Origin of the sequence: Halocola ammonii, assembly GCF_049334165.1 — a bacterium.
Lineage (GTDB): Bacteria > Bacteroidota > Bacteroidia > Flavobacteriales_D > Sanyastnellaceae > JBEGHD01.
The window spans coordinates 408701-422629 of sequence record NZ_JBEGHD010000001.1; the positions used below are offsets into that span (position 1 = coordinate 408701).

Below are 13929 nucleotides of genomic sequence, written 5' to 3' on the forward strand. Positions count from 1 at the left end.
AAGGTAGTCAATCTAAAAATCGCGCAAAGATAGGCAAAAATCCTCTTTTTGTCGCATTTCGACCTTGTCCTCCGGCTGCTTGTCAGAATAGCCAAGAAGGTGCAAAACACCGTGAATAATCACACGGTGGAGTTCATTTTCGAAAGTCGATTTGTGCGTCTTGGAATTCTCTTCAACGCGATCTACACTAATGAAAATATCACCGCTGATGGAGTCATCTTCCGAATAGTCGAAAGTGATGATATCGGTGAAAGTGTCGTGGTTGAGATGCTCTACATTGATTTTGTGAAGATAGTTGTCAGAGCAAAAAATGAAATTAAGAAACCCGATCAAATGGTTTTCTGACCGGGTTGTTTTTTCGATCCAATCGGAAACTTGTTCGGGATTGGAAAGTTGAAAGGAAATGTCTTCTGAGAAAAACTGAATGAGTTCTTCGTTCATTTAAGAGATGGCTTTAAACTCGAGTTTTACGATACGACCGTCTTCTTCAAATGAACAACCATCAGCCAAATTGCGCATCAGAAATACACCTCGTCCATTTGGCTTTTCAATGTTTTCGGGAGCGGTTGGATCGGGAAGATTGTCGTAGTCAAAACCCGGACCTTCGTCTTCAATTTCGAAATTGAGTGTTTTGTTGGTTGATGTAAATCTCACTTTCACCGATTTCTCCGGGTCTAGTTTATTGCCGTGAACGATTGCGTTGTTCACTGCTTCTGTTAGTGAGATAAGGATGTTTCCGTAATGTTCTTCACTGATTTTATATCGCTCACAAATTTCGTCTACGAGTTGTTCTGCAATGGCGATATTTTCCGTCTTCGAAGCAAAAGAAACTTCTTTTTCAGTTTCCGTCATGAGTTCCTGTTTCAGATTGTCAATCATCTATTCGGCTTCTAATTTATTAAAATATTCGTTCACCCTTTCTTTGTAGTAGGGTTTGAGACTTGGAGGCATTGTTTTGAGCAACTCAACCTCTTTTTGCTGCTGTTTCTGATACTCCAAATAATCCAAAGGGTTACTTTTCAAACTTTGATCACCGGTTAGAGATTTGCGCTTTTCATCCATTTCTCGTTCTCTTTCAGCGTTTTCCGCTTTTAGCAATCTGGAGAGAATTTCCTGCTGGCGATTCATGATCTCAGTGTCGAACTTTTTGTTGACCATGTCTTTTTCCTGCTCCTCCATTTCTTTGGCAATCTCTTTTAGGCCGTTTCCTTTACCGGAACCATCCTCGTTGAGTTCTTCAGCCATCTTTTCAATTTCCTTGCGGATAGCTGCTTGTTTGGCTGCCATTTGAGCGATTTCCTTGCTCATTCCACCACTGCCTGGTTTGGGCTTACCGTCTTTTCCTTTCTTGCCCTTGCCCATTTGCTCTTTCATTTCCTGCAGTTGCTTACTGAGGGCTTCCTGCATTTTCTTGATGTCACCGGCAGAAGGTTTTTTGCCACTGCCTCCTGGCTTCTCACAGTTTCCTTTTCCGGGCTGCTGATTGGCCATTTGCATTTGCATTTGCTGCAGAGCCTCATCCAGAAGAAGTGCCAGATTGTTGAAAGAAGTCATCACATACTGCTGGTGAGTTGTAGCTTCCGGAGTTCTCCGTTCACCGATTTCAGCGAGCGCTTTTTTCATGTTTTCGTTCACCTGGTTAATCTCGCGGTTGACGATTGACTGGATTTGAGTGACGCGTTTACTCAGTGCAAAAAGTGAGTCCTCAACCATTTTCGCATCATCCTTAAGTTTTCGCTGCTGCTGGCCGTACTTCACGTACTTTGGATCTTCAGCTTCGATGGATTTTAAATCGTCCATCAATTCTTCCTGATCGAAAGAAAGCTGGATGATGTTCTCGAGCAAATCGCGAAGCGCATCCATGTCTTCCTGCATGCTCTCGGCTTGCTGCTGCTGCATCATCATGTCCATTTTCTGAGACATCTCCTGCATTTTTTCACCTGCATTCTGCTGCGATTCGGATGCTTTGTTCTTGTTGTTTTTCTCTAGCTCTTCAGAGCTCTTTTCCATCTCCTCCTCAACCTCTTTTTGATCTTCTTCGGAGTCAGGCATAGAGTTCGGATTCTCGAGTTCTTCGTTCATCTCTTCGAGTTTCTCCAGATCTTCTTTCACCTTCTCGAATTCTTCGTTGAGTTTCTCCTGTTCTTCCTTGAGCTCTTCACTGTCGCTGTTTTTCTCTTTAGATTTTTCAGCGAGCTCCTTTTGTTTTTTACCGAGTTCGTCAAGCTCTTCGATGGTCTCTTTCATTTTTTGCTCCCACTCAAGTTGCTTGAATTGTTCGAGAGCACGGTCGAGTTCTTTCTCCACATCCTCGTTGGTGATGTTCATCTCTTCCATCTGCTTCTGGAGTTCCTCTTTGTCCATGTCCTCCATCAGCTTTTCGAGCTCCTCGTACATTTTCTTCATTTCATCGGTCATCAACTCATCAAAGAGTTTTTGCAGTTGTTCCTGCTTTTCTCTGATCGACTCTGACTGCTTTTGGAATTCAGAGCTCTTCTTGTTGTTCTGCTGGTTTTGTTTCTGAATGTTCTCAACGTTTTTCTGCAGCTCTTTTTGGCGCTTCAGCAGATCGTCAATCTTTTGCTTGTCCTGCCAGCTCAGTTCTTGCTTTTGGAGCATTTCTCTTCTGGCCTCATCGAGTTTCTTTTGAATTTCCTGAGCTTCCTTGATGTTCTTCTCGAGGTCGTCTTTCAGCTTTTCGTTTTCCTGCTCTTCTTCGCGGTCGAGTTCTTCTTCGGTAGGAACATTAAAGCTTTTGGTGGTGGTACGGCTCGCTTTGCTGCCGTTCACTCCGTCATTGTCGCGCACCTCAAAGTAGTAGTTCAACTGGTCACCCGGCTGAAGATCAACACCTTCGAGGTCCCAGTGATAGAAAAACTGATGGGCAAGAACGTTTCTTTTCACATCGAGCTGAACAGATTGAGGATCGCCAACCTTTTCACCTTCTTCATTGATTTTGAAGTAGTTAAAAGTCAGTGAGCGAAAGCCATAATCGTCTTTCACCTGACCGGTGAAGTAAAGGTGCTTTCGACTTGTAGAGTCGCGTCTTTCTTCAACTGCGATTTGCGGATACGCATCCGGAATTACATTCAGCTGGTAGACGATGCTGTCGCGATTTTTCAAAAACTCGTTGCTCGAGTGAAGCGAATAATCCTGACTTTGCGTGAAAGCGTTTTCGTAAAAGTACTCATCAGGTCTGTCGCCTTCGAGCTGAACCGTGGTGTCGGGAAAGGCAATTGAAAACTGCTCTGTGTTTTTAGTTTTAAATTTCCAAACAACCTGTGTTCCTTCTGGGATGGTGAGATCACCAGTGTTTTTGACTGTCTCGTCTTTCTTCTGCGTGTAGTCGGGATAGTCCAACTCAACTTCGAAATTCAGCAAAAGAGGTGTTGGCAGTGTGTTCAGGGTAAATTCCTGAGAGTAGAACCCTCCTCCGTAAAGTTGAAAGGGTGTGTCTTTTTGAACGTTCTTGAAGGTATGCGAGAAAGTGACGTTGTTTTTTCGTTCCAGCTTAAATCGCGATCCATTCATCACGATGTACATTTTCTCGGGAATTTCATTTCCAGACAATTCAACTTCGAGTTGAAAATCTTCATTTTCTGGAACGTCCAGGTTTTCGTTGAGTAGGGAAATGCTGTAAGGGGCTTCAGGTACGATCTCCTCGTTGAACTTAACGAGCCTTCCTGTAGATTCAGTAAGAATTGTTGGTCTGGCAAAGAGCAAAAGAATGATAAGTGAAGCTGGAATAATGGCGAACTTCAAGTACTTCTTGTTCTGCCCAAAATCGATGGCAGAAGTAAAAGGAACCGGTTTTAGATCATCAATTTTCTGATTAATCCCCGCCTCAATCAATTCTGCTCTGCCGGGGTTCATGGCTGCCTGCTCTTTGAGCTGAAGTGTGTTGAGAAGCTTATCCTTGATTTCAGTGAAGTGCGTTCCGATAATTCGCGAAGCCTGTTCGTGGCTAATGGTCTCTCCCAGACGGAAGAGTTTAAGCATTGGCCAGGCGATAAACCTAAAAAGCACTGCACCGGCAGAAAGGATGAAGAGGAAGAAAAAGACTGTTCGCACAGTCGAGTTGAATCTTCCAAAATATTCGAGCAGCACTAGTAAGATGTAAAAACCGAGCAAGATGGCAAGGCTGTAAATCACGCCTCGGATCATCTGGTTTTTGTAGTACTTCCGGATGAATTCATCCAGTTTATTTATGAGTAATTGATATCCCGTTTCCATAGTGTTTTTTCCTTCTACCTCTTTTTCAGTACAATCCACTCAAGCAACGGTTCAACCGAAGCGCCTATTGCCGAAGTCGGATCGATACAAATGATCTCAAAGATAACGAATTGTTGTGCCGCTTTGTAGGAGTTGATCTGAGCCTTCCTTCTGCTTTAAAGAAACTTAACGTTTAGAAGGGGTCAATGAATGACCACTTTTCGGTAAAACACCCCGAGTGAAGAGTGAACCCGAAGGGAGTAAACACCCTGATTGAGAGTTGGAGTGCGAATTTCAAAAATACTTTTTTGGCCCTCGTGCCTTATACTTTTTGAAAGAACCAGCGAGCCCTTTGAGTCATAAAGCCGAACCGTCAGCTTTTCGCCCAAATTGCTTTTCCACTCGAACTGAAAGTCACCATCAGATGGATTGGGAAAAACCTTCAGCCCGACAATTTCCAGGAGATTTTCTACTCCCAGAATGAAAACCTCTGAAAGCACCTCGCATCCGTAGTTGGTGGTGATTTGCACAGAGTAGTTACCCTCGGTCACCGGAGTGATGGCGTTTTCCGTTTCGCCCTCGATTGGTGTACCATCCAAAAACCACTGGTAAGAGAGAAAGCCCTCGGTCACAAAAAGCTGATTGTTTTCTTCATCGAATTGAATCTGTGGATCCGGGCACAGCACAAATTCCTCCGAAGTAGCCGAGCAGCCGTAGAGGTTTTCCACTACCGCTGTGTAAACGCCAGGGTTTTCGAGCGTGAGAACAGAATCGCTTTCTTCAGTGAGTTGCTGACCATTTAAAAACCAGTAAAAGGTCGTCAAGGTGGTGTCAGAAAAAGTAAGTGTGTTGTCGTTTTCATCAAATTGGAATTCGGCATCTGGCAAAGGGAAAACGGTTACGGTTTCTTCGTTGTAGAAACTGTTGAGGACTTCGTTTCCGACAAAAAAAGCACCTTCGGTTCCACTGTTTGAAAAATTCTGACTTCCAGAAATAGCCGAAAGTGAAACGGTTTCTATGAGATCGTCTGACGAGAGTTCATCGAAGTCGAAAAACTGGACGGTGTAAGGTGGATTATCCAGTGGCAAATCGATCCCTGTCCAGAGAAATGAATTGACGTCTTCTTCGCTAAAGGAAGTGTAGACGCTGTTGTTATCTCCATCCCGCACCACGAAGTAAGGGTCTGGGTAGTAAGGAAAGAAGTCAAACGGTTCTTCCAGATCTCCAGACCAGCCGCTGCCAATGTCGGTGAGCTGCACCGATTGAAGGATGGGCTGAACGACTTGAGTTTCCAGACTGGCGATGTGTTCGCCCGGTTCTGTGTAAAGTTGCGTTGGCGGATTCGGCAGGCTGCTCGTGTTTCCGTTTCCAAAATCCCAGAAGTAGAGCGTTTCGTTGGGTGATCCGTCAATCGTGGCTTCAAAGTTTACCCACAAACTGTCGCAGGCAGCCAGGTTATCGAATGAAAAACTGGCGTTCGAAGATTCCCCGGGCAGCACAGTGAAGGGACCTGGAAATGATTGGCTGACCTGGGACTCAATTGAACCAAAAACGATAGCAGTAGCCAGAATATTCGTTTGTGTAATGTAGTCACCGGCAACGAGCGGAGTTCCGCAAACCGTGGCGCAACCGTAGTTTTGTCCCTCATCGGGCTGATAGATTCCATCTTCATCATCCAGCGTTACCTCCAGGCCAAAAGGCAGCCCCGTGATTCCCTCAAGTAAAACTTCTGTGAGTTGCACATCCAGCCCAGACTCGGGGTCCTGAAAATTTTCCGGCAGATAAAAAGTGAGCGTTTCTTCGTAGTACTCCCCCGCAGTGGCCGGAGGAAGTATTTCTGGACAGACGGTGGGAATGTCGGACGTTTCTCCACAGTCCAAATTTGGCTCACATTGAGGACACTGGGCCTTTGCTGACAAAAAAGCAAAAAATAGCACCACTGTAAAGCCGATCCGTGTTTCCATTTTTCTTTTTGGTTGGTGTAAGAATGAAGACAAAAGGTAGCTTAAATTTAAACGAGTCAGAATTTCGGGGACTAAAATTTTGGTCAACCTTGTTCTATAGAGTAATCTAAAAATGCAAGCCAAAACTGTGACGAGAGGAAAGTAAACCTCAGCCAACAAACGGTTACCCTCCATCCCAAGCCAGGCAGAAACTTCTAATGGGATGATTTAGCACAAGGCATTGGGTTTTCAACCTTTGCGCTACTATTGTCGTGAACCTCAAAAGAATCAACCAGTTATTAGATGGATTGAAGTTGATGACATGAAGAAAATTTATCTCCGACATTTTATGGCCCTGCTGGCGACTTTCTTCTACCTGAGCATGGGGTATTCTCAAGATTACGTAGGAACAGACTTCAGGGTAGCCTATCTTAAGAACGTTAACCCCATTTTTAACACTCCGCCAAAATTTGATTTTTCTATCGAGGCTCTCGAAGATGCGCAGATCTTAATCGAATATGGAACTCCAGCCGATCCCTATTATGAGACTTTGGATCTTTTCCTTTTAGCTGGTGGCCAGGGAACGCTAACTTTTAATACTGGCGAAAGCCTCAATCAGGAAAATTTGGGAGTAGCTGAAACCAGAGTCTTTCATGTTACATCAACGGGCGACATTAGAATCAACACTGTACACAACAGGCTTTATTTTGCAGATGGCACATCGGTTTTGCCCACCAGCTCGCTGGGAACCGAGTACAGAGTGATGTCTGTCGGAAACTATTCTCAAATGCCTACTCCTTCGTTGTTTAATATCGTGGCTACTGCAAACGGCACAGAAGTGGAGGTTACTACCACTGCCGCCACATCGTTCGGTCCAGCAGGAACAACCTTTAATTTAACACTGGACGAGAACGAAGTGATTTCTATTGCTTCCGATGATGATCTCACTGGTTCGCAAGTAACTTCTTTGAATGGAAATCCAATTGCAGTTTTTGGAGGCAGGCAGAACACGGTGCTACCAGCTGGATGTTCGGCCGACAGTCATCTTTTTGATCAAATGATACCGCTGGAAGACTGGGGGACGGTGTACTCCATTGTGCCCCTTCAGAACGGAGGAGGAGACTTCGTAAGAATCTTAGCATCTGAAGACGACACGGAGGTTTTCTCAGGTTGCGACCTGATCGCTACCCTTGACGAAGGAGAAGTTTACGAAGGCTTTTTTGACGAGGCGACTTTAGTTTCTTCCAATAACCCTGTTTTGGTGGCCGCATACCTGGTTTCTCTGAGCTGCTCCAATACGAATTCGGGAGACCCCAACATGAGGATTTTACTTCCTCTGAATCAGGCCAATACCAAAATTCAGTTTCGTACAGGCCTGGATTTTCAGGGATTGGATGATGATGATCTCAAATTGCGCTATTTCCATGTTGTGATGCCATCTGACATCGCAGGGTCACTTTTTTACAATGGCACTCAGGTTGGCGGCTGGCAACCCCTTCCAAACTCCGAAATGTCATTTACCCGAATTGAAATTAATTTAATGACAGATCTGAATGTGTTGGAATCGGCTTTTCCCTTTTGGTGCGAGTTTGTGGGGATTAGCTACGCTGATGCTATAACAATGAACCTTGGCGCTTCAACCACAATGGAAGTTGAACCTCCAAACAATGTAACTGTGGATCTCGGACCAGATCAAGGCCTTTGTCCGGGAGAAACCATTGTGCTGGACCCGGGCCTGGAAGATGAAGGTGAGTGGCAGGACGGATCGGTTCAGCAAACTTTCGAGGTCACTGAACCCGGAGTTTATTCGGTCACTTTTCAAAATGCCTGCGGTGATGGCACAGATCAGGTAGAGATTTTGGAAGCCGAAGTTCCAGAGGTCGATCTTCAAGAAAACTATGATTTGTGTGATGGAGAGGAAATAGAAATCGGAGTGGAACCGGAGCCCGAATATGAGTATCTATGGAATACAAATCAAAGTACCCCTTCCATCACAGTGTCTGCTCCCGGAACTTACACCTTGGAGGTTACTACAGGCGATGGCTGCAGCCAAGAGGCGAGCACGGAGGTTCAACTTGCAGAAACGCAGGAAATCAGCATTTCAGGCCCTGATGAACTTTGTATAGGAATTCAGGACACCTTGAATGCTTCAGGACCGGTGGGCGATTTTACATGGGGTGACGGAACTTCTGGTAATTTATTGGTGATCAATGAGCCTGGTGTTTACGAGGTTACCTGGGTTGCTGATGGAGAATGCGCTGTGACTGAAGAGATTGAGGTTGAAATCGCTGATGGTCCTCTCTTGAGTTTGGAGGGCCCAGAGGGTCTTTGTGAAGGAGACACGGCTATTATTGAAGCAACAGGCGAAGAAGGCTCAATTAATTGGAGTGACGGGAGCTCCGGACAAACCCTTCAGGTGAACAATCCAGGAGTTTACAATGCAACACTAACAGCGCCATCGGGCTGCGTTACTTCAAAAAGCATTGAAATTGATCCTTTATTGACTCCGGTTTTGTCTCTTAGAGATACGGTGAAGTGTCAGGGTGATGACGCTGTGATTACTATTCAATCTTACAATTCTGACGTCTTCTGGCCTGAGTTTTCGGAAAACAACACAGCTCTTATTTCTCAGCCAGGCATCTACGAAGTTATCGGGAGCAATTCGTGCGGAACCACTTCGGGATTTGTGAATGTGGAAGACGAAGACTGCGACTGTTCCGTGTTTGTACCCAACGCCTTTTCGCCCGATTCTGACGGAATCAATGAGGTATTTAAGCCCATCTTTTCCTGCACTCCGCAAGAGTATCAGCTGAAGATTTTCGATCGATGGGGTCAACTTGTGTTTCAAACAGCCGAATTTCAAAAATCTTGGAATGGCTCTGGAAGTGCCGGTAGCGACTACTTTGCTCCCAACGGAGTTTATACCTATCAGATTGAGTACGATAATCCAAAAAGACCTGCAGAAGATTTGCAGGTTTTAACAGGGCATCTAACACTAATTCGCTGAGGACCCAATTATCTGCATTGAAGTTCTTTCCGAACTCCGAATTTTTTTTGGATTCTAACAATTGTGCAAAACGAGGAACTCAACCGATTGATAATCTGCACGGGAAAGAGTAATTTGCCTGTTTGAAAACAAGTCAGGCGCCTTTTCTGTAGCTAAGTTTAACCCAGCGTTAAAGTTGACGGCTGTCAGAAATACTAATTTTGGCGCTGCAAATTCAAATGCTCAAAAAAAAACGTACTCATGAGAAAAATTTTACCATTAATTTTATTTGCGATGTGCAGTTTTGGCCTGATGGCTCAAAACCCGCAGATCGTCATGGTAGACGCTGTGAACAATCAGCTCACCATCAAAAACTTTTCAGCAACGTCTGTAGACATCTCGTCTTATCAGCTTTGCTCAAACTTTCAATACACGTCAATTTCAGTTGCTACTATCGAATCTGGTGATCTCGATTTGGCACAGGATGAAGAAGTAACTCTGAGCTGGGCTTCAGGTTCAGCGATGGTTGAGTTTGCTTCTGATTTGGCCATTTACAACTCTTCAAGCTTTACCGACCCTTCGAGCATGCTAGACTTCGTTCAGTGGGGTGAAGGTGGTCAGGCTCGCGAGAGCGTTGCCGTTTCCGCTGGAATCTGGACTGCTGGAGAGTTTGTAGACCAGGCTTTCCCGATCGTTTACACTGGAAATGGTAACGAAAACGGCCCAGAATTCTGGGAAGCTGATACTTCTGGTGACACTCCAATTGTGATCAACGAAGTGGATGCCGATACTCCGAGTAGTGATGTTATGGAGTTTGTTGAACTTTACGGACCGAGCAATGCACCACTTGATGGCCATGTGCTAGTAATGTACAATGGGAGTAATGATCAGGTTTATGGAGTCTATGATTTAGATGGATATACACTCAACGGACAGGGGTTTTTCGTAGCAGGAAACGAAGCTGTACCAAATGTTGATCTGGTTTTTCCAAGCAATGGTCTTCAGAATGGAGCCGATGGAGTTGCACTTCACATGGGTGAACCAACAGATTTTGAAGGTGGCACAGTGACTAACACTGGGTTAGTGGATGCACTTGTTTACGGAACGGGTGACTCTGATGCCACTAGTCTTTTGGATGTTCTTACCCCAGGTCAGCCTCAAGTGGATGAATCTTCAAATGGACAATCAGACTTGGATGCCAACGCGCGCATTCCTGACGGTGGAACTCCACTTGTAACGACTTCTTACGTGCAACAAGCTCCAACTCCAGGAATGCCAAACCAACCAGCTTGTGCCGGTGGTGAGGTAGGAATCGTGAATAGCGAAGAGACTTCATTGACGCTTTGTATTGATGAAACGCTTGATGTAATCGAACTGGAAAACACCGGTGGTGGTTCTGACGACACTTACGTTTATGTTGTTACTGACGAAAACAACATCATCATCGAAGTGCTTGCAGGAGCTTCTGCAGACTTCAACGGAGACAATGCGGGAATGTGTCGCATTTGGGGTCTTTCTTACTCTGGAACACTAGATGCTTCTACTGCAGAGCCAGGCGATGATGCCACTATGGTGCAAACAGATGGCGAATGCCTGGAGCTTTCTTCAAACTTTATCGAAGTAAACAAAATCGATTGCTCAGTGCCAGTTTGCGATGGAGGAGAAGTAACTTCCGATCAGGGCAACGAAGTAATTGTTTGTCTAGATGAAACTCCAGACGAACTTAACTTCTCAACTACATCTGAAGGAGTTTCTACCGAATATGGTTACGTTGTGACTGACGAAAGCAACCTGATCGTTGAAGTTTACACTGCTGGTGTAATCGACTTCAACACTTTCGAAGAAGATGTTTACCGCGTTTGGGGTCTTTCTTACGATGGAACGCTTGACCCATCAACGATCGAAGTAGGTGATGATGCTACCATGGTAGCTACTGATGGAGAGTGTCTCGAGCTTTCTTCAAACTTCGTGACAGTTACCACTCAGCCTTGTGATGTACCAGCGGACTGCGGTATTTTCTTCTCAGAGAACATCGAAGGTGGAGGCTTGAACAAGGCTCTTGAGATTTACAACCCTACTACAGTTCCAGTTGCTATGGCAGATTACCAGTTGGTGAACTGCTCTAATGGATGCGATACTCAGGGACAGTTTGATTTTATCAATGACATTTTCGGTGTAGATGACGTTATCATGCCAGGTGATGTTTACGTAATTGCTCACCCAGATGCGGATCCGGCAATTCTCGCTGAAGCGGACATCACTTTCCAGTTCCTAGGAAACGGAGATGATGCATTCGGTCTTCAGCACATTGCTTCTGGTGAAGTTGTTGACCTCATTGGAACACTTGATGAAACACCACCAGCAGGTGGTGGTTGGACCGTTTCTGGTGTTGAAAACGCAACTCAAAACCACACAATCGTTAGAAACTTTGAGGTGACTCAAGGAACTGACGACTGGACAGTAGGTCAGGATCAGTGGGAAGTTTACGAGCAGGATGACCTTTCTTTCCTAGGTAGCCACAACGGAGCTTCTTGCGTTGCCAGCGATGCTACAGTAGTGAGCTTTGTAACTGGTGGGCAAACGGTAACGGAAGATGCCGGTGAGGTGACTTTCGATGTTGAGGTAGAAAACCCAGGAGAGTCAGAAATTACTGTAGAAATTGTACTCAACGGTGGCTCAGCTACACTTGGTGATGATTTCACGGGATCGTTCCCAATTTCACTCACTTTCCCAGCTGGTTCAACTGATCCAATCACAAGCTCTGTAACAATTACAGACGACATGATGGAAGAAGGCCTTGAAACCATCGAGCTGATGCTCAATGGTTCTGAAGAGGGTTACGAATTCGGAATTCAGATGCACACCATCACCATCGAAGCGAGCGATGTGCCTATCGATGTTTACACAATCGGTGAGGCCAGAGCCAACGATGAAGACGGTGTTCCTGAATTGATCGACACTCAAATGGAACTTCGTGGAATCGTTCACGGGTCGAACCTTAACCCAGGTGGACTACAGTTCTCATTGATTGACGAGACAGGGGCGATCACTGTATACAGCAATGAGGCACTCGGATACACAGTAACTGAGGGAGACAGCATCCATGTAGTTGGAACACTCGACCAGTTCAACGGACTTGCGCAAATTGCCGCTACCGAAGTTGAATTGATTTCTTCGGACAACGAATTGGTAGAGCCGGACCTCGTTACTGATTTGAATGAAGTGACTGAGTCTGACCTCATTCGCATCAATTGTGTTCAGCTTGTTGATCCACTAGAGTGGACCACGGGAGATGGAAACGGTGGCTTCACTGTAGAAATTAGTGATGGCGACAATACGTATTTGCTTAGAATTGATTCGGCTGTGGACCTCTACAACGAGCCTGCTCCAACCGGAACATTCAGCATTATTGGAACTGGTGGTCAGTATGATACGAGTTCCCCATACGATGAAGGTTACCAAATTTTGCCACGCTACTCGGCTGATATCTTCAACGAAATCAGTGCTTCAATTGACGCTCCGGCAACGATTGAAATTCCAGAAGGTGGTTCAGCTGATGCAGATTTCATGAGCACCGGTTCTGGAGCTTCTTACGAGTGGGACTTTGGCGATGGAAACACTTCTGACGAAGAAAACCCAACTCACACTTACGAGTATGATGTTGAAGAGCCAGCGAGCTACACAGTTTCGCTCACAGTTACCGATGCAGAAGGTATCTGCTCTGTTTCAACTTCTACTGTTGTAAATGTTGATTACGTGGTTTCTGTAGGTGAAAACGAATTTCAATTTGATGTTTATCCAAATCCATTCAAATCTGAGTTCACTATCGAATCAAACCAGTCGGTAGAAAAAGTTGTGATCTACGATGCAGTTGGTAAAATCGTTAAAACGATTAACCAAAAGTCAACTGGCAAAACAATCGTAAACATGAGTGACATGAACGCAGGAATCTACGTGATTCAGGCGCACTCAGGAGGAACTGTTAAAACAGCCCGCCTGATCAAAAAGTAATATTACCCTGTCGATAGACAGTTCTTTAAAAAATGGCCCGCTTTCGACCTCGAGAGCGGGCTTTTTTCATGTTTATTCTGGCGAGTAGCAAATCGATTTCAAGTTTGATCGCCTAACTTTACACTCATCTAAAAGCACAGAAAAATGAAAGAATCACTACCAAAACGGATCCTCAATTATTTTCTTAAAGGACTGCTCTACACGCTACCCATCACCATAGTTATCTACATGCTTTACCAGATCTTTGTCTTTCTGGATGATTTGATTCCACTAGGCGATAAGTTTCCAGGCGCAGGTGTTTTGCTGTTGCTGGTAATCATCACCTTTTTTGGAGTTCTGGGCTCTACTTTAATTGCCAAACCGATTAAGAGCTGGTTCAACAAAATCCTGGACCGGGCTCCACTTTTGAGAACCATCTACATGGCAATCAACGATTTGCTATCAGCGTTTGTGGGGCAAAAGAAATCGTTTAGTAAACCTGTGCTGGTGAAGATGTACAAAGGAACAGACATCGAAAAACTGGGTTTTGTTACCGATGAGGATCTGAGCGAACTGGGCGATAAAACCGGTAAGGTGGCCGTGTACTTTCCACACTCTTTCAATTTCTCAGGGAACCTCTACATCGTGCCCCGAGAAAATGTAACCCCCGTTCCTCGCAATGCTTCTGACATTATGAAGTACATTGTTTCGGGTGGTGTGGCCGACATTCACGAACGTGAGGATTAGGTGCAGCGTGAGCCTTTCATAACGCACTAAATAATGGGAAAACAGAAAGAT

7 protein-coding genes are annotated in these 13929 nt (G+C 45.0%); 3 read left to right on the forward strand and 4 right to left on the reverse strand.

Features of this window, described 5'->3' with window-relative positions; all coding sequences use genetic code 11:
• Positions 1 to 12: 12 nt before the first annotated feature.
• The 4 genes from ybeY to ABHV44_RS01655 all read right to left on the reverse strand — a co-directional run bounded on the left by ybeY (position 13) and on the right by ABHV44_RS01655 (position 6176).
• Positions 13 to 441 carry an rRNA maturation RNase YbeY gene (gene ybeY / locus ABHV44_RS01640; RefSeq protein WP_459072894.1) on the reverse strand — a complete coding sequence of 143 codons (429 nt, stop codon included), beginning with the start codon at positions 439 to 441 and terminating at the stop codon, positions 13 to 15.
• On the reverse strand, positions 442 to 879 hold the full coding sequence (locus ABHV44_RS01645; protein WP_459072895.1) for an ATP-binding protein: 438 nt from the start codon (positions 877 to 879) through the stop codon (positions 442 to 444).
• Positions 880 to 4272: a DUF4175 family protein gene (locus tag ABHV44_RS01650; protein ID WP_459072896.1), complete on the reverse strand. Its 3393-nt coding sequence runs from the start codon at positions 4270 to 4272 to the stop codon at positions 880 to 882.
• A 143-nt stretch (positions 4273 to 4415) separates the two neighbouring features.
• Positions 4416 to 6176 carry a T9SS type A sorting domain-containing protein gene (locus tag ABHV44_RS01655; protein ID WP_459072897.1) on the reverse strand — a complete coding sequence of 587 codons (1761 nt, stop codon included), beginning with the start codon at positions 6174 to 6176 and terminating at the stop codon, positions 4416 to 4418.
• Between the two features lie 301 nt (positions 6177 to 6477).
• Here ABHV44_RS01655 and ABHV44_RS01660 point away from each other — a divergent pair, with 301 nt between their 5' ends.
• The 3 genes from ABHV44_RS01660 (at position 6478) to ABHV44_RS01670 (ending at position 13878) form a co-directional block, all read left to right on the forward strand.
• Entirely contained in the window at positions 6478 to 9162 is a 2685-nt protein-coding gene (locus ABHV44_RS01660) for a T9SS type B sorting domain-containing protein (RefSeq protein WP_459072898.1), read from the forward strand.
• 240 nt (positions 9163 to 9402) lie between these two features.
• On the forward strand, positions 9403 to 13152 hold the full coding sequence (locus tag ABHV44_RS01665; protein ID WP_459072899.1) for a PKD domain-containing protein: 3750 nt from the start codon (positions 9403 to 9405) through the stop codon (positions 13150 to 13152).
• A gap of 144 nt (positions 13153 to 13296) precedes the next feature.
• Positions 13297 to 13878 (forward strand): DUF502 domain-containing protein, encoded by a 582-nt coding sequence (locus ABHV44_RS01670; RefSeq protein ID WP_459072900.1) that lies wholly within the window; start codon positions 13297 to 13299, stop codon positions 13876 to 13878.
• The last annotated feature ends 51 nt before the right edge of the window (positions 13879 to 13929 follow it).

What these genes read in the sequence shown, in the direction of transcription:
- ABHV44_RS01665 (WP_459072899.1), top strand. Translation starts at nt 9,403, where the DNA reads ATGAGAAAAATTTTACCATTAATTTTATTTGCGATGTGCAGTTTTGGC.
- ABHV44_RS01645 (WP_459072895.1), bottom strand. Translation starts at nt 879, where the DNA reads ATGATTGACAATCTGAAACAGGAACTCATGACGGAAACTGAAAAAGAA.
- ABHV44_RS01655 (WP_459072897.1), bottom strand. Translation starts at nt 6,176, where the DNA reads ATGGAAACACGGATCGGCTTTACAGTGGTGCTATTTTTTGCTTTTTTG.
- ABHV44_RS01660 (WP_459072898.1), top strand. Translation starts at nt 6,478, where the DNA reads ATGAAGAAAATTTATCTCCGACATTTTATGGCCCTGCTGGCGACTTTC.
- ABHV44_RS01670 (WP_459072900.1), top strand. Translation starts at nt 13,297, where the DNA reads ATGAAAGAATCACTACCAAAACGGATCCTCAATTATTTTCTTAAAGGA.
- ybeY (WP_459072894.1), bottom strand. Translation starts at nt 441, where the DNA reads ATGAACGAAGAACTCATTCAGTTTTTCTCAGAAGACATTTCCTTTCAA.